Annotated in this window: 29 protein-coding genes; all 29 read right to left on the bottom strand. The window is 62.9% G+C overall.

Annotation, left to right across the window (positions count from 1 at the left end):
- Positions 1-13 precede the first annotated feature (13 nt).
- Entirely contained in the window at positions 14-694 is a 681-nt protein-coding gene (locus KDC96_RS03010) for an SRPBCC family protein (protein ID WP_212450570.1), read from the bottom strand.
- A 67-nt stretch (positions 695-761) separates the two neighbouring features.
- Positions 762-1,406, bottom strand: a complete 645-nt coding sequence (locus KDC96_RS03005) for an adenylate kinase (RefSeq protein WP_212450568.1) — start codon at positions 1,404-1,406, stop codon at positions 762-764.
- A gap of 65 nt (positions 1,407-1,471) precedes the next feature.
- Positions 1,472-2,836, bottom strand: coding sequence for a preprotein translocase subunit SecY (gene secY, locus KDC96_RS03000; protein WP_212450566.1), 1,365 nt, complete (start codon positions 2,834-2,836; stop codon positions 1,472-1,474).
- 115 nt (positions 2,837-2,951) lie between these two features.
- Positions 2,952-3,443, bottom strand: coding sequence for a 50S ribosomal protein L15 (gene rplO, locus KDC96_RS02995; protein WP_212450564.1), 492 nt, complete (start codon positions 3,441-3,443; stop codon positions 2,952-2,954).
- Positions 3,444-3,571: 128 nt separating this feature from the next.
- Positions 3,572-3,757, bottom strand: a complete 186-nt coding sequence (gene rpmD / locus KDC96_RS02990) for a 50S ribosomal protein L30 (protein WP_212450562.1) — start codon at positions 3,755-3,757, stop codon at positions 3,572-3,574.
- 5 nt (positions 3,758-3,762) lie between these two features.
- The gene (gene rpsE, locus KDC96_RS16330) at positions 3,763-4,620 is read right to left on the bottom strand and encodes a 30S ribosomal protein S5 (protein WP_249171888.1); all 858 of its coding nucleotides are present in this window, start codon (positions 4,618-4,620) and stop codon (positions 3,763-3,765) included.
- Complete coding sequence (gene rplR, locus KDC96_RS02980; protein ID WP_212450560.1) at positions 4,620-4,964, bottom strand: 50S ribosomal protein L18; 345 nt, start codon at positions 4,962-4,964, stop codon at positions 4,620-4,622. The genes rpsE and rplR overlap by 1 nt, the downstream gene beginning before the upstream one ends.
- 1 nt (position 4,965) lies before the next feature.
- A complete protein-coding gene (gene rplF / locus KDC96_RS02975) occupies positions 4,966-5,499 on the bottom strand; it encodes a 50S ribosomal protein L6 (RefSeq protein WP_212450558.1) in 534 nt (177 codons plus the stop codon).
- Positions 5,499-5,894: a 30S ribosomal protein S8 gene (rpsH, locus tag KDC96_RS02970; RefSeq protein ID WP_212450556.1), complete on the bottom strand. Its 396-nt coding sequence runs from the start codon at positions 5,892-5,894 to the stop codon at positions 5,499-5,501. The genes rplF and rpsH overlap by 1 nt, the downstream gene beginning before the upstream one ends.
- 11 nt (positions 5,895-5,905) lie before the next feature.
- A complete protein-coding gene (gene rpsN / locus KDC96_RS02965; RefSeq protein WP_212450554.1) occupies positions 5,906-6,211 on the bottom strand; it encodes a 30S ribosomal protein S14 in 306 nt (101 codons plus the stop codon).
- A 28-nt stretch (positions 6,212-6,239) separates the two neighbouring features.
- Complete coding sequence (gene rplE, locus KDC96_RS02960; protein ID WP_212450552.1) at positions 6,240-6,824, bottom strand: 50S ribosomal protein L5; 585 nt, start codon at positions 6,822-6,824, stop codon at positions 6,240-6,242.
- Positions 6,817-7,137: a 50S ribosomal protein L24 gene (gene rplX, locus KDC96_RS02955; RefSeq protein WP_212450550.1), complete on the bottom strand. Its 321-nt coding sequence runs from the start codon at positions 7,135-7,137 to the stop codon at positions 6,817-6,819. Before rplX ends, rplE begins: the two co-directional genes overlap by 8 nt.
- Position 7,138: 1 nt before the next feature.
- Positions 7,139-7,507 carry a 50S ribosomal protein L14 gene (rplN, locus tag KDC96_RS02950; RefSeq protein ID WP_010411138.1) on the bottom strand — a complete coding sequence of 123 codons (369 nt, stop codon included), beginning with the start codon at positions 7,505-7,507 and terminating at the stop codon, positions 7,139-7,141.
- Positions 7,508-7,578: 71 nt separating this feature from the next.
- On the bottom strand, positions 7,579-7,869 hold the full coding sequence (gene rpsQ, locus KDC96_RS02945; protein WP_212450548.1) for a 30S ribosomal protein S17: 291 nt from the start codon (positions 7,867-7,869) through the stop codon (positions 7,579-7,581).
- 10 nt (positions 7,870-7,879) lie between these two features.
- Positions 7,880-8,104, bottom strand: coding sequence for a 50S ribosomal protein L29 (rpmC, locus tag KDC96_RS02940; protein WP_212450546.1), 225 nt, complete (start codon positions 8,102-8,104; stop codon positions 7,880-7,882).
- Positions 8,104-8,538, bottom strand: a complete 435-nt coding sequence (rplP, locus tag KDC96_RS02935; protein ID WP_212450544.1) for a 50S ribosomal protein L16 — start codon at positions 8,536-8,538, stop codon at positions 8,104-8,106. The genes rpmC and rplP overlap by 1 nt, the downstream gene beginning before the upstream one ends.
- Positions 8,539-8,548: 10 nt before the next feature.
- On the bottom strand, positions 8,549-9,244 hold the full coding sequence (rpsC, locus tag KDC96_RS02930) for a 30S ribosomal protein S3 (protein ID WP_212450542.1): 696 nt from the start codon (positions 9,242-9,244) through the stop codon (positions 8,549-8,551).
- A 1-nt stretch (position 9,245) separates the two neighbouring features.
- Complete coding sequence (gene rplV / locus KDC96_RS02925) at positions 9,246-9,623, bottom strand: 50S ribosomal protein L22 (protein WP_212450541.1); 378 nt, start codon at positions 9,621-9,623, stop codon at positions 9,246-9,248.
- Positions 9,623-9,898, bottom strand: a complete 276-nt coding sequence (gene rpsS / locus KDC96_RS02920) for a 30S ribosomal protein S19 (protein WP_212450539.1) — start codon at positions 9,896-9,898, stop codon at positions 9,623-9,625. Before rpsS ends, rplV begins: the two co-directional genes overlap by 1 nt.
- Before the next feature lie 6 nt (positions 9,899-9,904).
- Positions 9,905-10,741, bottom strand: coding sequence for a 50S ribosomal protein L2 (gene rplB, locus KDC96_RS02915; protein ID WP_212450538.1), 837 nt, complete (start codon positions 10,739-10,741; stop codon positions 9,905-9,907).
- The gene (locus KDC96_RS02910; protein ID WP_212450537.1) at positions 10,741-11,061 is read right to left on the bottom strand and encodes a 50S ribosomal protein L23; all 321 of its coding nucleotides are present in this window, start codon (positions 11,059-11,061) and stop codon (positions 10,741-10,743) included. The genes rplB and KDC96_RS02910 overlap by 1 nt, the downstream gene beginning before the upstream one ends.
- Positions 11,054-11,677 carry a 50S ribosomal protein L4 gene (gene rplD / locus KDC96_RS02905; protein ID WP_212450536.1) on the bottom strand — a complete coding sequence of 208 codons (624 nt, stop codon included), beginning with the start codon at positions 11,675-11,677 and terminating at the stop codon, positions 11,054-11,056. The genes KDC96_RS02910 and rplD overlap by 8 nt, the downstream gene beginning before the upstream one ends.
- Before the next feature lie 3 nt (positions 11,678-11,680).
- Complete coding sequence (rplC, locus tag KDC96_RS02900; protein ID WP_212450535.1) at positions 11,681-12,544, bottom strand: 50S ribosomal protein L3; 864 nt, start codon at positions 12,542-12,544, stop codon at positions 11,681-11,683.
- 233 nt (positions 12,545-12,777) lie between these two features.
- Positions 12,778-13,089 carry a 30S ribosomal protein S10 gene (rpsJ, locus tag KDC96_RS02895; RefSeq protein ID WP_006831877.1) on the bottom strand — a complete coding sequence of 104 codons (312 nt, stop codon included), beginning with the start codon at positions 13,087-13,089 and terminating at the stop codon, positions 12,778-12,780.
- Between the two features lie 323 nt (positions 13,090-13,412).
- Complete coding sequence (tuf, locus tag KDC96_RS02890; RefSeq protein WP_212450534.1) at positions 13,413-14,603, bottom strand: elongation factor Tu; 1,191 nt, start codon at positions 14,601-14,603, stop codon at positions 13,413-13,415.
- 92 nt (positions 14,604-14,695) lie between these two features.
- Positions 14,696-16,828: an elongation factor G gene (fusA, locus tag KDC96_RS02885; protein WP_212450533.1), complete on the bottom strand. Its 2,133-nt coding sequence runs from the start codon at positions 16,826-16,828 to the stop codon at positions 14,696-14,698.
- A gap of 110 nt (positions 16,829-16,938) precedes the next feature.
- A complete protein-coding gene (gene rpsG / locus KDC96_RS02880; RefSeq protein ID WP_212450531.1) occupies positions 16,939-17,409 on the bottom strand; it encodes a 30S ribosomal protein S7 in 471 nt (156 codons plus the stop codon).
- A gap of 176 nt (positions 17,410-17,585) precedes the next feature.
- Complete coding sequence (rpsL, locus tag KDC96_RS02875; RefSeq protein WP_007164630.1) at positions 17,586-17,957, bottom strand: 30S ribosomal protein S12; 372 nt, start codon at positions 17,955-17,957, stop codon at positions 17,586-17,588.
- A 399-nt stretch (positions 17,958-18,356) separates the two neighbouring features.
- Positions 18,357-19,427 (bottom strand): ImmA/IrrE family metallo-endopeptidase, encoded by a 1,071-nt coding sequence (locus tag KDC96_RS02870; protein WP_212450530.1) that lies wholly within the window; start codon positions 19,425-19,427, stop codon positions 18,357-18,359.
- Position 19,428 lies beyond the last annotated feature (1 nt).

Here is a 19,428-nt window from a genome sequence, read left to right as displayed (position 1 = left end):
CCGAGGCCCGCGCTTACCCGTCCGACAGATCGCCGAAAGCCTGATCCACGCTCGGTTCGGCAGCGGCATCCTCCAGCGGTTCCTCGGCTGGTTCGGCGTCTTCGGGCTCGTCGGCAGTCTCAGACGCGGGTTCCGGGCCTTCGACCCGCCCCAGCAGCGCGGCGAGACCGGCGAGCTGCTGGGTCATCACCCCGTCGACCGCCTTGGAGATATCCGCCACCTTGTAGCGCATCGGGCCGCCGACGTTGTATTCCCAGACGATCCTGGTGCCGTCGTCGACCTTCGTCAGCGCGATGGTCAGCACGCCCGTTACCGGTTCGCTCTGCAACGGCCCGAGCGCGCCCTGCAGCCGCAGCGCCTTTTCCGGAAAGGCGTGGATCACGCGCATATGTTCGACGCTGCCTTCGAGGGTGATCCGGTCGGGATCGGGATCTTCGGGAATGCGCTCGCAAAAACAGCCGCCGGCCTGCGGCCGCATGGTCAGATTGGCGGAATCGCCCGACCAGGTATGCGCCGAATTCCACCACTTCGCCGGCGCGATCAGTGCCAGCCACGTATCCTTGAGATCGGCCTCGACTACTGCCTCGTCGCGGGTGACGAAGCCGCTGGCGCTGGTGTCGACAACTTCGGCGGCGAGCGGCGCGGCGGCAAAGGCCAGTGCGATACCGGCGAGGGGCGCGATGCGGAGCGGCATGATTGGGTTCTCCCTTCGCACCCGACCTAGGGCATTGCCGGTCGCCCGCAAAGCCCCCAGCGCCGGGTCAGGCGAGGATCGCGTCGATCGCCCCGGCCACGTCGTCGATCGAGGCCATGCCGTCGACCCGGGTGACGATCCCGCGCGCTTCATAGCCGGGAAGGATCGGCGCGGTCTTGGCGCGGTATTCCTCCATCCGGGTGCGCACGGTTTCCTCGTTGTCGTCGGGCCGACGCTTGAATTCGGTGCTGCCGCACGTGTCGCACACGCCTGGTTTGGCGGGCGGATTGGCGGTGTCGTGGTAGAGCGCGCCGCAATTGGCGCAGGAAAACCGGCCGGTAATGCGCTCGACCAGCGCATCCACATCGACTTCCAGCTCGATCACGTGGTCGAGCGAGCGACCGTGCCTGGCGAGGATACGGTCGAGATCGTCGGCCTGCGCGGCGGTGCGGGGATACCCGTCGAAGATCGCGCCGGTCTGCGCGTCCATCGCCGCGAGGTTATCGTCGATCAGCGCCGAAACAATCGCATCCGAGACCAGCTCGCCGCGATCCATCACCGCCTTGGCCTCCAGGCCGACCGGCGTTTCGGCCTTGACCGCTGCGCGCAGCATGTCTCCGGTCGAAAGCTGGCGCATGCCATGCCGCTCGACCAGCCCGGCGCTTTGCGTACCCTTGCCAGCCCCGGGAGGGCCAAGAAGAATGATGTTCACCAACAATCCCCCAAAGTCGCGCGGACGAACGCCGCGTTCATTTTCGCCAGCGCCACGCGTGTGCGTTACCGCAACCGGCCTTTCAACTTAGCCTTCTTGATCAGGTCGCCATATTGATGCGCCAGCAGATGCGATTGCACCTGGCTCAGCGTATCGACCGTCACGTTGACGACGATCAGCAGGCTGGTCCCGCCGAGGAACAGCGGAATGCCGGTCTGGGCGATCATGTATTCGGGCACCACGCACACGACCGTGAGATAGATCGCACCGACCACGGTGATGCGCGAGAGCACGTATTCAAGATACTCGGCGGTACGTTTGCCCGGACGGATGCCGGGAATGAAGCCGCCGTTCTTCTTGAGGTTGTCCGCCGTCTCTTCCGGGTTGAACACCACGGCGGTGTAGAAGAAGCAGAAGAAGATGATCCCGATCGCATAGAGCAGCATGTAGATCGGTTGCCCGTGCGCAAGATACTGATTGAGCGTCACGATCGCGGTGCCGAACGTGCTTTCGGTGTCGACCGAATTGCCCGCGAACTGCGAGATCGTGAGCGGCAGCAGCAGCAGCGAGCTGGCAAAGATCGGCGGAATGACGCCGGCAGTGTTGAGCTTGAGCGGCAGGTGCGAGCGGTCGGCCTGCATCATGCCCTGCTGCGTCGCGCGTTTCGGATACTGGATCAGCAGCCGCCGCTGGGCGCGTTCGACGAAGGCGATGCCGACGATCAACACGACGACCATGACGATGAAGCCGATGATGATCCCCGGCGCGATCGCTCCGGTCCGCCCGCCTTCGAACAGGTTGGTCGCGAACATCGGGAACTGCGCGACGATGCCCGCCATGATGATCAGCGAGACGCCGTTGCCGATCCCGCGCGAGGTGATCTGTTCGCCCAGCCACAGCAGGAACATCGTGCCGCCGACGAGGCTGACGACCGCGCCGATGCGGAACATGTAGCCGGGATCGACCACGGCGGCGATGCCGTTCTGCGCGCTGAAGCTTTCGAGGCCCGATGCCAGGAACCAGCCCTGGATCGCGCACAGGAACACCGTACCGTAACGGGTGTACTGGTTGAGCTTCTGCCGCCCGGTCGCGCCCTCTTTCTTGAGCGCGGCGAGCGTCGGGTGCAGCGCCGCGGCCATCTGCACCACGATCGAAGCGGTGATGTAGGGCATCACGCCGAGCGCGATGAGGCTCATGCGCTCGAGGCTGCCGCCCGAAAAGGTGTTGAACAGATCGAGAATGCCGCCGCGTCCGAGATCCGCGAGGTTCTGGAGCGCCGCCGGGTTCACGCCGGGCAGCGGGATGAAGCTGAGAAACCGGAACACGATCAGCGCGCCGATCGTGAACCAGATTCGCTGGCGCAGCTCGGTGGCCTTGGAAAAATTCGCGAGGTTCAGATTGCTCGCAATGCTGTCGGCGCGTGTAGCCATGTCGTATCGTCGATCCTAGTCGTTTGCCGGACTGGCCCAAGGGCGCCCCGGCTCAGAGACGATAAGTAGGGAGCGGGCGGCCCGTTGTCGAACCCCCGCTCCCCGTTTTGTCGCTTTATTCGCTCTCGGCGGCCGCGTCGGCCTTCGCCGGAGCGGTCACTTCAACGCTGCCGCCAGCCTTCTCGACCGCGGCGATCGCGCCTTTGGTCGCGCCGGTGACGACGAACTTGGCCTTGGCCGTGAACTCGCCCTTGCCGAGCAGCCGAACGCCGTCCTTGCCGCCGCGCACAAGGCCGCAGGCGCGCAGCGCGTCTTCGGTGATGTCCTTCTTGCCGTCGAGCTTCTTGGCGTCGATCCACTTCTGCACCATGCCGATGTTCACTTCGGCGTAGTCCTTGCCGAACGGGTTGTTGAACCCGCGCTTCGGCAGGCGCATGTGGAGCGGCATCTGGCCGCCTTCGAAGCCCTTGATCGCGACGCCCGAACGGCTCTTCTGGCCCTTCTGGCCGCGCGCGGCGGTCTTGCCCTTGCCCGAGCCGATGCCACGGCCTACGCGCATGCGACCCTTGCGGGCGCCGGGATTGTCACGGATGTCGTTGAGTTTCATGTCTGCACTCGCTTTCGCTTTTGTTCGCGCTTCCTGAGGTGTGAACCCCGCGAAGGCGGGGATCTCGTGCCACTGCGTCGTGCGAGTGGCCGGAGGTCCCCGCCTTCGCGGGGACTCACGCGTTACATTCAGTCGACCACTTCAACCAGATGCGCAATCTTGGCGATCGCGCCGCGCACTTCAGGAGTATCCTGACGTTCGACGACCTTGTGCATCTTGTTGAGGCCCAGCCCGATCAGGATCTTGCGCTGGCTTTCGGGACGGCGGATCGGCGAACCGACCTGCTTGATCTTGATGGTTTTCTTGTCTGCCATGGGTCTTACTCCACAACCGCTGCGGCGTCGGCTTCGGCCTCGGCTGCGCTGGCGCCACCGCGACCCAGCAGGTCGACGACCTTCTTGCCGCGACGCTGCGCCACCGACTTCGGCGAAGTCTGCTCCTGCAGCGCCTCGAACGTGGCGCGGATCATGTTGTAGGGGTTCGAGGTGCCGACCGACTTGGTCACCACGTCGGCAACGCCGAGGCTTTCGAACACGGCGCGCATCGGACCACCGGCGATGATGCCGGTACCCGGAGGCGCGGTGCGCAGGGTCACCTTGCCGGCACCGAACCGGCCGTTGCCGTCATGGTGCAACGTGCGGCCTTCCTTGAGCGGGACGCGGATCATCTTCTTGCGCGCGGCTGCGGTCGCCTTGGTGATCGCCTCGGGCACTTCGCGCGCCTTGCCGTGACCAAAACCGACCCGGCCCTGACCGTCGCCGACCACGACGAGCGCGGCGAAGCCGAAGCGCTTGCCGCCCTTCACTGTCTTGGAGACGCGGTTGATGTGCACCAGCTTCTCGATGATGCCGTCATCTTCCTCTTCGCGGCGACCGCGGTTGCCGTCACGGCCTCCGCGACCACGACCACGACCGCCACCGTCACGGTTGCCACCGCGACCACGCCCGCGACCTTCGCGCTGCTGCGGCTGCTCCGCCGGGGCCGGCGCGGCTTCCGCCGGGGCTGGCGCAGCTTCCGCCGGAGCGGCTTCGGTCTTGGGTTCTTCGGTCGGTTGCGCGCTCGGCTCGGCCGCGGCCGACTGGTTGTCGGCAGCTTCGCTCGGCGTTTCCGCAACGGCCGGAGTTTCGGTTTCCGGAGCCGTTTCGGGCGCTTCGGTTTTCTTGTCGTCAGCCATCATCAGAACTCCAGCCCGCCTTCGCGGGCGGCATCGGCCAGCGCCTTGACGCGGCCATGAAACAGGAACCCGCCGCGATCGAACACGACAGTGGTCACGCCCGCCTTCTTGGCGGCAGCGGCGATATCCTTGCCCACCTGTGCGGCGGCATCGACATTCGCGCCCGACTTCTTCGCGCCCAGCGTCGAGGCAGCGGCCACGGTGCGGCCTTCTGCATCGTTGATGATCTGCGCGTAGATGTGGCGACCGGTACGGTGGACCGACAGGCGCGGCTTGCCACCGGCCCGATTGCGGAGCGCGGTGCGCACGCGGCGGCGGCGCCGTTCAAAGAGAGACAGTTTGGCCATCTTACTTCTTCTTCCCTTCCTTGCGGAAGACATATTCGCCGCGATACTTGATGCCCTTGCCCTTGTAGGGTTCGGGCTTGCGCCAGCGGCGGACTTCGGCGGCAAACTGGCCCACGGCCTGCTTGTCGATGCCGGAGATCTCGACCGTGGTCTGATCGGGCGTCTTGACTTCGATACCTTCGGGCACGTCGAGATCGACGTCGTGGCTGAAACCGAGCTGCAGCTTGAGCTTCTTGCCCTGCGCCTGTGCACGGTAGCCGACGCCCGAAATCTCGAGCGTCTTCGAAAAGCCTTCGGTCACGCCTTCGACCAGGTTCGACACCAGCGTGCGCTGCATGCCCCAGTAGGACCGCGCCTGCTTGCTGTCGTTGGCCGGGTTGACCTGGATCTCGTCGCCTTCGACCTTGTAGTCGATCAGGTCGCTGAGACCGAGCGTGAGCGTGCCCTTGGGGCCCTTCACGGTCAGCGTGCCGTTGTCGATATTGGCCGTGACCCCGCTCGGGATCGCCACGGCCTGTTTGCCGATGCGGCTCATCAGAACACCTCCGCCAGCACTTCGCCGCCGACATTCTCGGTGCGCGCTTCGGCATCCGACAGCACGCCCTTCGGGGTCGAGACGATGGTGATGCCCAGGCCGTTGCGGACGGTCGGCAGCTCTTTCGAGCCCGAGTAGATCCGGCGGCCGGGCTTGGAGACGCGGGCGACATGCTTGATCGCCGGTTCGCCTTCGAAATACTTCAGTTCGATCCGCAGCGCCTTGTGCTTGCCGCTCTCGTCTTCGCTGTAGCCACGGATGTAGCCTTCGCGCTGAAGCACTTCGAGCACGTTCGCACGCAGCTTGGACGCGGGCGAAAGGACGCTGTCCTTCTTCGCCTGCTGGCCGTTGCGGATGCGGGTGAGCATGTCACCCAGGGGATCGGTCATAGCCATTCGTCAGATCCTCACCAGCTCGACTTCGTCAGGCCGGGGATCATGCCCCGGTTGCCGAGTTGACGCAGTTCGATGCGGTTGATGCCGAACTTGCGATAATAGCCGCGCGGGCGGCCGGTGGTGGCGCAGCGATTGCGCACGCGGGTCGGATTCGCGTTGCGCGGAATCTCGGCCATCTTGAGGCGCGCCACGAGCCGCTCGGTCTCGTCGAGCGACTTGTCGTTCGCGATCGCCTTCAGCTTCTCGTACTTCGCAGCGTATTGCTTCACGAGCTTCTTGCGACGCTCGTTCTTGTTGATGGAACTCAGTTTCGCCATTGGACTTAAGCTCTCTTCCTTACCGGCCTCAGGCCGCTTCTTTCTGGTCGGACGCGGCGGCTTCACCCTGGAACGGGAAGCCGAACAGACGCAGCAATTCGCGCGCCTCCTCGTCGGTCTTCGCGGTGGTGGTCACGATGATGTCCATCCCCCGCACTTTCTCGATCTTGTCGTAGCTGATCTCGGGGAACACGATCTGTTCCTTGAGACCCATCGCGTAGTTGCCGCGACCGTCGAACGATTTGGCGTTGAGCCCGCGAAAGTCGCGGATGCGCGGCATGGCGATCGTCACCAGACGGTCCATGAATTCGTACATCCGGTCGCGGCGCAGGGTGACCTTGCAGCCGATCGGCATGCCTTCGCGCAGCTTGAACTGGGCGATCGACTTCTTGGCCTTGGTGATGACCGGCTTCTGACCTGCGATCAGCGCCATTTCCTCGGCGGCGGTCTGCACCTTCTTCTTGTCCTGGCTCGCCTCGCCCACGCCCATGTTGAGCGTGATCTTTGCGAGCCGGGGCACTTCGAGACGATTCTTGTAACCGAACTTCTCGGTCATCGCCTTGACGATCTGGTCCTCGTAGCGGGACTTCAGGCGCGGAGTGTAATCAGCCATCGATGGTCTCCCCACTCTTCACGGCAACGCGCACCTTCTTGCCGTCCTTCTCTTCGAAACGGACGCGGGTGGGCTTGCCATCCTTGGGATCGGCGAGCGCGACTTTCGACAGGTGCATCGGGGCCGGATACCGGTCGATGCCGCCCTGCGGGTTGGTCTGGCTCGGCTTGCGGTGACGGGCGATTACGTTGATGCCTTCGACGACGATCTTGCCATCCTTCGGCATGACCTGCTGGACGGTGCCGGTGCGGCCCTTGTCCTTGCCCGAAAGCACGACGACGCTGTCGCCCTTCTTGATCTTAGCGGATGCCATCTTAGAGCACCTCCGGCGCGAGCGAGATGATCTTCATGAACCCGCGGCCGCGCAGTTCGCGCACCACCGGGCCGAAGATGCGGGTGCCGATCGGCTCCTCGCTCTTGTTCACGAGCACGGCCGCGTTGCTGTCGAAGCGGATCACGCTGCCATCGGGACGGCGAACGTCCTTCTTGGTGCGCACGATCACGGCGCGATGAACGTCGCCCTTCTTCACCTTGGCACGCGGCTGGGCTTCCTTCACGGAAACCACGATCACGTCGCCGACGGAGGCAAACCGGCGCTTCGAGCCGCCCAGCACCTTGATGCACTGGACGCGCTTGGCGCCGCTGTTGTCCGCGACGTCGAGATTGGATTGCATCTGGATCATTGATCCGTTTCCTTCTCTTGGCTTGCCGAGACACCCGAAATCGACCGGGGCCCGGCAGTTCCTACGTCAGTTCAGTTACCTGCCGCCTCGACATCGAGATCGGCTTCGATCGCCTGGGTTCCGCCCGCAACGACCCGGTCCTTGACGATCCAGGTCTTGGTCTTGGAGATCGGCTTGGTCTCCTCGATGCGGACGACGTCGCCCAGCGTATATTCGTTCTGTTCGTCGTGAGCGTGGTACTTCTTCGAACGCCGGATGATCTTCCCGTAGAGCGGGTGCTTCACCTTGCGTTCGACCAGTACGGTCACGGTCTTGTCGGTCTTGTCGGAGGTGACAGTCCCGACGAGGATACGTTTCGGCATTGTCTACTCCTTACGCCTTTGCGGTCGCGGCAGCGGCCGCGCGCTCGTTCTGCAGCGTCTTGATCTGCGCAATCGTGCGCCGCACTTCGCGGATCCGCGAAGGCTTTTCGAGCTGGTTGGTCGCAGCCTGGAAGCGCAGGTTGAACTGTTCGCGCTTGAGCTCGGTGAGCTCGGCGGTCAGCTGGTCGTCGGTCTTCGTGCGAAGATCCTCGAAACGTCCTGAATCCTTTGCCATCAGTTGCCTCCCAGGTGCGAGGTGTCGCCCATGCGGGCCACGACCTTGGTCTTGATCGGCAGCTTCATCGCCGCGCGTTCGAAGGCGAGCGCGGCCAGCGGGCCGGGAACACCGTCGAGTTCGAACAGGATGCGGCCCGGCTTCACGCGAGCAGCCCAGTATTCGACCGAGCCCTTACCCTTACCCTGACGCACTTCGGCAGGCTTCTTGGATACCGGCACGTCGGGGAAGACGCGGATCCACAGGCGACCCTGACGCTTCATCGCGCGGGTGATCGCACGACGCGCGGCTTCGATCTGGCGCGCGGTGATGCGTTCCGGCTCGAGCGCCTTGAGACCGTAGGCCCCGAAGTTCAGCGTGGTGCCGCCCTTCGCCTCGCCCTTGATCCGGCCCTTGAAGGCCTTGCGATACTTGGTTTTTTTCGGTTGCAGCATTGTTCTTACCTCAACGTGCCGGGCGGACGCCGGACGTCTGCGCTTCCATCATCAGGCGGTCCTGCGCGGTCGGATCGTGCGCAAGAATCTCGCCTTTGAAAATCCACACCTTGATGCCGATGATCCCGTAGGCGGTCAGCGCCTCGGTTTCGGCATAATCGATATTCGCGCGCAGCGTGTGCAGCGGCACACGGCCTTCGCGGTACCATTCGACGCGGGCGATTTCCGCCCCGCCGAGACGACCACCGCAGACGATCTTGATGCCTTCGGCACCCAGACGCAGCGCAGACTGCACCGCACGCTTCATCGCCCGGCGGAACGCGACACGGCGAACCAGCTGGTCGGCGACGCCCTGGGCGACGAGCTTCGCGTCGATTTCCGGCTTGCGGATCTCGACGATGTTCAGCTTCACTTCGCTGTCGGTCATCGACGAAAGCTTGGTGCGCAGCTTTTCGATATCCGCGCCCTTCTTGCCGATGATCACGCCGGGTCGAGCGGCATAGATCGAAATGCGGCACAGCTTGGCCGGACGCTCGATCACCACCTTCGAGATCGCCGCCTGCGGCAGGTTCTCGACGATATACTTGCGGATCTTGATGTCCTCGGCGAGCAGCGCGGCATAGTCGCGCCCCTCGGCGTACCACCGGCTGTCCCAGGTGCGGTTGATCTGCAGGCGCAGACCGATCGGATTGCTCTTCTGGCCCATCTTACGCTTCCTCGTGTTCGCGAACCACGATCCGCAGCCGGCTGAACGGCTTGAGGATCCGGGTCGACTTGCCGCGACCGCGCGTGTGGAACCGCTTCATGGTGATCGACTTGCCGACCGAAGCTTCCGCAACGATCAGTGCGTCGACGTCCAGGTTGTGATTGTTTTCCGCGTTGGCGATCGCCGAGGCGAGCACCTTGCTGGCGTCTTTCGCCATCGCCTTCTTGGAGAAGGAGAGGATGTTCATGGCCTCTTCGGCCTTCTTGCCGCGGATCAGTTCGGCAACGAGGTTGAGCTTCTGCGCCGACCCACGAATGGTGGTGCCGACGGCCAACGCCTCGTTGTCCGCAACGCGGCGGGGTGCCTTTGCCTTGCCCATTAGCGCTTGCCCTTCTTGTCGGAAGCGTGACCGGGGAAGTTGCGCGTGGGCGCGAACTCGCCGAGCTTGTGACCGACCATTTCTTCCGAAACCGAAACGGGAATGAACTTCTGTCCGTTGTAGACATTGAAGGTCAGCCCGACGAACTGCGGCAGGATGGTGGAGCGGCGCGACCAGGTCTTGATCGGCTTGTTGCCACCCGATTCCTGCGCGGTCTCCGCCTTCTTGAGCAGGCTGAGCTCGACAAACGGACCTTTCCAGACGGAACGTGCCATCGTCTATTACCTCTTCTTCTTCGCGTGACGCGAACGGATGATCATCTTGTCCGTCTGCTTGTTCTTGCGGGTACGGGCGCCCTTGGTCGGCTTGCCCCACGGGGTCACCGGGTGACGGCCACCGCTGGTGCGGCCTTCACCACCGCCGTGCGGGTGATCGACCGGGTTCTTGGCGACACCGCGGGTCAGCGGCTTGCGCCCCATCCACCGGCGACGACCAGCCTTGCCCAGGTTCTGGTTCTGGTTGTCGGGGTTCGACACCGCACCGACCGTGCCCATGCAATCGGCGCGCAGGTAACGCTGCTCGCCCGAGTTGAGCCGCACGATAACCATCCCGCGGTCGCGACCGACGAGCTGGACATAGGCGCCTGCCGAACGGGCGATCTGGCCGCCCTTGCCCGGCTTCATCTCGACATTGTGGCAGATCGTGCCGACCGGCATCTGGCCCAGCAGCATCGCGTTGCCCGGCTTGGTGTCGGTCTTTTCGCCGGCGACCACCGTGTCACCAACAGCGAGACGCTGCGGGCAGATGATGTAGGCGAGCTCGCCGTCCTCGTACTTGAGGAGCGCGATGAACGCGGTGCGGTTGGGGTCGTATTCGATCCGCTCGACGGTTGCGGGGACATCCCACTTGCGCCGCTTGAAATCGATGAAGCGGTATTTCTGCTTGTGACCGCCGCCCATGCCGCGCGAGGTGACATGGCCCTTGTTGTTCCGGCCACCGGTCTTGCGCTTGCCTTCCGTCAGCGACTTCACCGGGCCGCCCTTGTGCAGGCCCGACTTGTCGACGAGGATCAGGCCGCGGCGAGCGGGGCTGGTCGGTTTGTAGTTCTTGAGTGCCATCAGTTCACACCCTCAGTGATGTCGATCATCGTGCCCTCTGCGAGCGTGACGATCGCCTTCTTGACGTCCGAACGCTTGTAGGGCTTGCCCCGCCAGCGCTTCGTCTTGCCCTTGGTGACGATCGTGTTCACCGCGACGACCTTGGCTTTCTGCGCAGCGTAGATCGCTTCGACAGCTTCCTTGATCTGCGGCTTGGTTGCATCGCCCGCCACCTTGAAGACCACCGCATTGTGCTCGGAAGCCATGGTCGACTTCTCGGTGATGTGCGGGGCCAGGATCACGTCGTAATGACGCGCATCGATTTCGCTTTTCTTAGCCATTGAAGCGCGCCTCCAGCTTTTCGACCGCATCCTTGGTCAGGACCAGCGTGTCGTGGTTGAGAATGTCGTAGACGTTGGCGCCCATCGCCGGGAGCACGTTGATCCCCGGGAGGTTGCCGGCGGCCTTCTTGAAGCCCGCGTCCACGCTTTCGCCGTCGATCACCAGCACCTTGCCGCTGAAGCCGGCCTTGTCGAGCTGGCCCTTGAGCACCTTGGTCTTGGCGTCCTTGAGCGACAGGCTGTCGACCACGATCAGGCCGTCCTTGGCCTTGCTCGAAAGCGCCATCTTGAGGCCGAGGGCGCGGATCTTCTTGTTGAGCGACTGCTCGAACTCGCGCTTGCGGGCACCGTGGGCCTTACCACCACCGATGAAGATCGGCGCGGAACGGGCACCGTGACGGGCGCCGCCCGAGCCCTTCTGCTTGCCGAACTTCTTGCCGGTGCGGTTGACGTCCGAGCGCTCGCGCGTCGGGCGGGCGGTGCCGCGGCGGTTCTCGAGCTGCCACGTCACCACGCGGTGCAGGATGTCGGCGCGCGGCTCGATGCCGAACACGTCATCCGACAGTTCGATATCGCCCGACGCCTTCCCGTCGATTTTCTGGACCTTCACCTTCATGGCTCAGTCTTCCTTCTTTTCGTCAGCCGCCGAAGCGTCGTCGGCGGGCGCGCCGGTGTCGGCGGCAGCTTCTTCGCCCTGGTTCGGGACGTCGGTTGCGACATCCTTTTCCGGAGCGTCCTGTTCGGGAGCGGCGTCGTTCTGCGGCGCTTCCTGCTCGGGCGCGGCCGCTTCGGCCGTGGGAGCGGAGGTGTCGAGGATCGCCGCCGGGAACGGCAGGTCGTCGGCCGCAGCCAACTTCACCGCGTCGCGCACCAGCAGCCAGCCATTCTTCGAACCGGGGACCGAGCCCTTGACGAAGATGAGGCCACGATCGGCGTCGGTACGGACCACCTCGAGGTTCTGCTGCGTACGCTGGCGATCACCCATGTGACCGGCCATCTTCTTGCCCTTGAACACGCGGCCCGGATCCTGACGGTTACCGGTCGAACCATGCGAACGGTGCGAGAGCGAAACGCCGTGCGTCGCGCGCAGACCGCCGAAACCCCAGCGCTTCATCGCACCGGCAAAGCCCTTACCCTGGGTATGCCCGGTGATGTCGACCTTCTGGCCGGCGACGAAGTGATCGGCGCTGATCATCGCACCGACGGGCGGCAGGCCCTCTTCGTTTTCGACGCGGAACTCCGCTACGCGCTTCTTAAGGCCGACGCCGGCCTTGCCGAAATGCTCGCGCTGCGGCTTCGCAACGTTCTTCTGTTTCGCTTCGCCCGCGCCGAGCTGGACGGCAAAATAGCCATCGGTGTCGGCGGTGCGGTGCGAGACGACCTGACAATCCTCCAGCGCGAGAACGGTAACCGGCACGTGCCGTCCGTCCTCCTGGAAGAGGCGGGTCATCCCAACCTTCTTTGCGATCACGCCAGTGCGCATCGTCTTGAACTCCTACACAGAGGCACACAGGGACCATCCCCGCGTGCTTGCCAGCCCATCAATGTCATGCATCGCCCCGTCCGGGCTGAATGCTCGCGCGGCCATCGGGCCGGTTGAGCGAGACGGGAGACGCAGCCCGGATCAATCCGGCGGTATCTCTATGTCTTCGGTCCGCTGGGGACCGCGCCTGTCAGGCGACCCCGGATCAAGTCCGGGGCAAAAGACAAACCGGCTTAGGCCAGCTTGATTTCCACGTTAACACCCGCAGCCAGATCGAGCTTCATCAGCGCGTCGACCGTCTGGGCGTTGGGCTGCACGATATCGAGCAACCGCTTGTAGGTGCGCACCTCGAACTGCTCGCGCGACTTTTTGTCGATGTGCGGGCCGCGGTTCACGGTGAACTTCTCGATACGCGTCGGCATGGGAATGGGGCCCCGAATGAGAGCACCCGTACGACGCGCGGTGTCTGCGATCTCGCCAGTGGCCTGGTCGAGAACGCGATGGTCGAACGCCTTGAGGCGAATACGGATATTCTGAGCTTCCATTACCTACACCGATGCGAAAGAGCCAAGGAACTGCCCCACGGGATGAGACACTTCCCAAAAATAAAAGGCCCACCCTGTTTCCCCGGTTTCCCGGACGGGAGGCCCCATGAATTTCGTTGCAACGGAAACGAATCCCCGCTGCGGTAGGCGCGCCTATACGGTCGGGCGGGGATTCTGGCAACCCCATTCGCCCATGAAATTTGCGCCTCGCCTTGCTCGACCCACTCCGCGAAATCGGCGAAACGGGCCTCACATAAATTGGGGCCCGGCTCTCATGCGAGAACCGGGCCCCGAATGTCACGCGCTCCTGGCGGAGCGGGCGCTTACTTGGTGATCTTCGAGACCACGCCCGAGCCGACGGTGCGGCCGCCTTCGCGGATCGCGAAACGCAGGCCTTCGTCCATGGCGATCGGTGCGATCAGCTTGACGTTGATCGTCACGTTGTCGCCCGGCATCACCATTTCGGTGCCATCGGGAAGGATAACTTCGCCGGTGACGTCGGTGGTGCGGAAGTAGAACTGCGGACGATAGTTCGCAAAGAACGGCGTGTGACGGCCGCCCTCGTCCTTCGACAGGACGTAGACTTCGGCGCTGAACTCGGTGTGCGGGGTAACCGAACCCGGCTTGGCGAGAACCTGGCCACGCTCGACCTCTTCACGGCCGACGCCGCGGATCAGGGCACCGATGTTGTCGCCCGCTTCACCGCGATCGAGCAGCTTGCGGAACATTTCGACGCCGGTCACGGTCGTCTTGGTGGTGTCCTTGATGCCGACGATTTCGACTTCGTCGCCAACGTTCACGACGCCGGTTTCGACACGGCCGGTGACGACCGTACCGCGACCCGAGATCGAGAACACGTCTTCGATCGGCATCAGGAAGTCCTTGTCGACCGGACGGTCGGGCTGCGGGATGTGGTCATCGACGGCCTTCATCAGCTCGACGATCGAGTTCTTGCCGATTTCATCGTCGCGGCCTTCGAGCGCGGCGAGAGCCGAACCCTTGACGATCGGAATGTTATCGCCGTCGAAATCGTAGCTCGACAGCAGTTCGCGCACTTCCAGTTCGACGAGTTCGAGGATTTCCTCGTCATCGACCTGGTCGACCTTGTTCATGTACACGACCAGCGCCGGAACGCCGACCTGACGGGCGAGCAGGATGTGCTCGCGGGTCTGCGGCATCGGGCCGTCGGCTGCGTTCACCACCAGGATCGCGCCGTCCATCTGCGCCGCGCCGGTGATCATGTTCTTCACATAGTCGGCGTGACCGGGGCAGTCGACGTGCGCATAGTGGCGCGCTTCGGTCTCGTACTCGACGTGAGCGGTCGAGATGGTGATCCCGCGCTCGCGCTCTTCGGGAGCCTTGTCGATGTTAGCGAAATCGACGGCTGCGCCGCCATAGGTTTCCGCCATCACCTTGGTGATCGCGGCGGTCAGCGTGGTCTTGCCGTGATCGACGTGACCGATGGTGCCGATGTTGCAGTGCGGCTTGTTCCGCTCAAATTTTTCCTTCGCCATTTCTCGTAATACCTTCTGTCTGAGATGATTTCGTAGCGGGAGAAAAGGCGGGCCCGCTGAATCCGGCGCCGCCCCTACCCTTGCTTGCCCGCTTAGGCAAGCTTCTCCTTGACCTCTTGCGCAACGTTCGCCGGAACTTCGTCATAATGCGAGAACTGCATCGTGTACTGCGCGCGCCCCTGAGTGAACGAACGCAGCTCGTTGACGTAGCCGAACATGTTGGCCAGCGGAACGAACGCTTCGACCGCCTGCGCGTTGCCGCGCGTGTCGGTGCCCTGGATCTGCCCGCGACGGCTGTTGAGATCGCCGATGACGTCGCCGAGATAATCCTCGGGAGTCACGACTTCCACCTTCATGATCGGTTCCAGCAGCTTGATCCCGGCCTTGTTGGCCGCTTCGCGCATCGCACCGCGACCGGTGATCTCGAACGCCACCGTGCTCGAGTCGACGTCGTGGTACTTACCGTCGATCAGGCGGATGGTGAAGTCGATGATCGGGAAGCCGATCAGGTGACCGCTTTCAGCCTGTTCGCGCATGCCCTTTTCGACCGACGGGATGTATTCGCGCGGGATGTTGCCGCCCTTGATCTCGTCTTCGAAAATGACGCCCTGGCCGCGCTCACCCGGGGTGACGACGACCTTGGCCTCGCCGAACTGACCCGAACCACCCGACTGCTTCTTGTGGGTGTAGGTCACTTCGATTTCGCGGGCGAGCGCTTCGCGGTATGCAACCTGCGGCGCACCGACATTCGCTTCGACCTTGAACTCGCGCTTCATGCGATCGACCAGGATGTCGAGGTGAAGCTCGCCCATGCCCTTGATGATCGTCTGACCGCTTTCGTGGTCGGTCGAAACGCGGAAGCTCGGATCCTCGGCAGCCAGGCGATTGAGCGCGACGCCCATCTTTTCCTGGTCGGCCTTGGTCTTGGGTTCCACCGACAGTTCGATGACCGGATCGGGGAATTCCATCCGTTCGAGGATGATCGGCTTGGCCGGATCGCACAGCGTATCGCCGGTCGTGGTCTCCTTGAGACCCGCGATCGCGACGATATCGCCGGCGAATGCTTCATCGATGTCCTCGCGGTTGTTCGAGTGCATCAGCAGCATGCGGCCGATCTTTTCCTTCTTGTCCTTCACCGAGTTCAGGACCGAGCCCTTGGCGAGCCTGCCCGAATAGATGCGGGTGAAAGTCAGAGAACCGACGAACGGGTCGTTCATGATCTTGAACGCCAGCGCCGAGAACGGCGCTTCGTCCGAAGATGCACGCGTGTCCTTGGTATCGGTATCGGGAATGATTCCCTCGATCGCCGGAACGTCGAGCGGCGACGGCATGTAATCGACCACCGCGTCGAGCAGGGGCTGGACGCCCTTGTTCTTGAACGCGGAGCCGCACAGCACCGGAACGAACGACCGCGCCATCGTGCCCTTGCGGATCAGCCGCTTGAGCGTCGCCGCATCGGGCTCGTTGCCTTCGAGATATTCCATCATGACGTCGTCGTCCTGTTCGACGGCGGTCTCGATGAGCTTCTCGCGGTATTCGGCGGCCTTGTCCTTCAGATCATCGGGGATTTCGACGAATTCGTATTTCGCGCCGAGATCCTCGGCCTGCCACACGATGCCGCGATTGTTGACGAGGTCGACTACGCCCTGAAGGTCGCTTTCCGCACCGATCGGGAGATACAACACCAGCGGCGTCGCGCCGAGGCGGTCGATGATCGACTGCACACAGTAATAGAAATCCGCGCCGGTGCGATCCAGTTTGTTGATGAAGCACATTCTCGGCACTTTGTACTTGTCGGCCTGGCGCCACACGGTTTCGGACTGCGGCTCCACCCCGGCGACGCCGTCGAACACCGCGACCGCGCCGTCGAGCACGCGCAGGCTGCGCTCGACTTCGATGGTGAAGTCGACGTGGCCGGGGGTGTCGATGATGTTGATGCGGTGCTTGGGCATGTCCGCACGCAGGCTATCGGGGTCCGACATCGCGTCCATGGTCGGATCTTCAGCGGTCCAGAAGGTCGTGGTCGCAGCCGACGTGATGGTGATCCCGCGCTCCTGCTCCTGCTCCATCCAGTCCATCGTCGCGGCGCCATCGTGCACCTCGCCGATCTTGTAGGACTTGCCGGTGTAGTACAGGATACGCTCGGTCGTGGTGGTCTTGCCGGCATCGATGTGAGCCATGATGCCGATATTGCGATAGCGCTCCAGCGGATAATCGCGGGCCATAACAGTTTCCTTAGTCGTCTTGCGGAGGCCGCCGTCTCAAAGCGGGTCGGCCTCCATATAGTGACGATTGCGACGGTCGGAAGACGCAGCTTCCGACCGGTGCGCAATCCCTACCAGCGGTAATGCGAGAAGGCGCGGTTCGCGTCCGCCATGCGGTGCGTGTCCTCGCGCTTTTTCACCGCGTTGCCGCGATTGTTGGCCGCATCCATCAGCTCGCCCGAAAGGCGCGCGCTCATGGTGGTTTCCGGACGACCGCGCGCGGCCCCGATCAGCCAGCGGATCGCCAGCGCCTGGGCACGCTCGGGGCGGACCTCGACCGGCACCTGGTAGGTCGCCCCACCGACGCGGCGGCTGCGGACCTCGACCTGCGGCTTCACATTGTTCAGCGCTTCGTGGAACAGCTGCACCGGATCGGCCTTGGCCTTGGCCTCGACCGTGTCGAGCGCGCTGTAGACGATACCCTCGGCAACGGCCTTCTTGCCGTCCAGCATCAGGTTGTTCATGAATTTCGACAGCACCTGATCTCCGAACTTCGGATCAGGCAGGATTTCCCGTTTTTCGGGACGACGACGACGTGACATTTCTATTCTCCAAATGTCGGGAGCGCAGCGACCGTCTTCAAATCGTCATCCCCGCGAAGGCGGGGACCCAGATAACGGTCGTGGCTCGCTGATACCTTGAGTCTCTCCCGGCAATTGCCCGTATCTGGACCCCTGCCTGCGCAGGGGTGACGGACAAGGGATCGGGATGCCTCTCCTTACTTCGGACGCTTCGCACCATATTTGGAGCGCGACTGCTTGCGGTCCTTCACACCCTGCGTGTCGAGCACGCCGCGCAGCACGTGGTAGCGCACGCCCGGAAGGTCGCGCACACGACCGCCGCGGATCAGCACGACGGAGTGCTCCTGCAAATTGTGGCCTTCGCCCGGGATGTAGGAGATGACTTCGCGCTGGTTGGTCAGGCGCACCTTGGCGACCTTGCGCAGAGCGGAGTTCGGCTTCTTCGGCGTCGTGGTGTAGACGCGGGTGCAGACGCCGCGCTTTTGCGGGTTCTGCTCCATCGCAGGGACCTTGGACTTGGCCTTCTGCGGAGTGCGGCCCTTGCGGACCAGCTGGTTGATCGTCGGCATATGAGTCTTTCTCTTCACCGTATGAAGGTGGAACTCGGGACGATCTGTGAGGAGTGAGGCTTGGCAAGTGCCGCTCATGCTGAGCCTGTCGAAGCATGACAGGCCACACGCGCGGCGCGTTCACCAAGCTGAAACACTCCACCCAAACCGGCCCTTCGGCCACCGGGTTACTTTGACGGCTGCCTCGCTAAGCTCTTTCGTCATCCCGGACCCCGATCCGGGATCCAGCAAAACCAAAAAGCCCCAATAGAAAAGGCCTCGCTCGTTCCGAGCAAAGCCTGCAGGACAGGACCGGCAATGTTCAGCTCTATTGTGCGAGGGAGCGGCGAGCGAATGGCGCACAACGCCCTCGAATGGCGCGGCACTTAGGGGGAAACCTTGGAAGGGTCAAGGGTGCCTTCAATGCACTAGCCTTAAACGAGCATTATTCCCGCTCGCCGATTTCGGACCAGCCAACTCAAACATAAGCGCCTCAAGCTCATGATACGGAATCCGGAGCTCTGTCGCGATGTCAGCTTTTGTGACCCGCTCATTCCAAAGAGTTAAGAGAACCTTCTCCCAAACCACTGACGTTTCGCGCTTAATTCCAGTCGGCTCGGCGCTACGATATCCAAGTTTTCCAAGCTCAATGCAAATTGATCGATAGGTCCACTCAGAAATGAGACTCAGCTTGTGGAGTCGATAGGCCAATGCCATCGCAGACACGCGCCACCTAGACTTGTGCCGAATGACTTGTGACGCCGTTGAAACTCCACAAATCTCATTCATCACGTCCGCCTCGGGCATCAGAAATGCAGACGCAAATGCGTCCGCCTGACATTCAGCGTCGCGATTGTACTTCGCGCCTGCATGGTGATGCATTACGAGGTGCCCCAATTCGTGTGCGCTATCAAATATTGATCGCTCGGGCGTTTTTTCTTGATTGAGGAAGACATAAGGATGCTCGGCTTTCCAGAAGGAATATGCATCAACATTCTTGGTATTCTCGGCCAACGAGAGAACCCTAACTCCCTTCGATTCGAGCAGAGCAAGCATATTGCCAATCGGCCTGTCACCTAATCCCCAATGCTGCCTAAGAAGTCTGGCAGCGATGTATGGTCGATCCCTCTCTTTACTAAGGTCAATCAAGTCCGGTGCCGGAAGATTAAACCTTTCAGAAACCCACTCGTACAACTCAACCCCGAGTGTGCCAGCCGCCAGCGCTGCGTCGCGCTCGGCAGCACCCATCTTTGCGAGACTGCGAAAGCTGACAGTCTCCGCAGGAATCTGCTGTGGTGCGTCGAGCAAGAAGAACTCAATCGGATAATCAAGAGCCGCCGCGCAGGCAGCAAATGTTGCTTCCTCTACGTGATGTCCATTCTCAGCTTTTGAGATGGTTACTGGCGTAAGGCCAGCCTTCTCAGCTAACTGCTTCCCGCTAAGGCCTCGCCGCTGCCGGGCGATCCTTAACCTTTCACCAGAATATGGCATA

Origin of the sequence: Erythrobacter sp. JK5 (assembly GCF_018205975.1) — a bacterium.
Classification (GTDB): domain Bacteria; phylum Pseudomonadota; class Alphaproteobacteria; order Sphingomonadales; family Sphingomonadaceae; genus Erythrobacter.
Note: the sequence above shows the minus strand (reverse complement) of the source record. Positions and strands in the feature narration are given on the sequence as shown.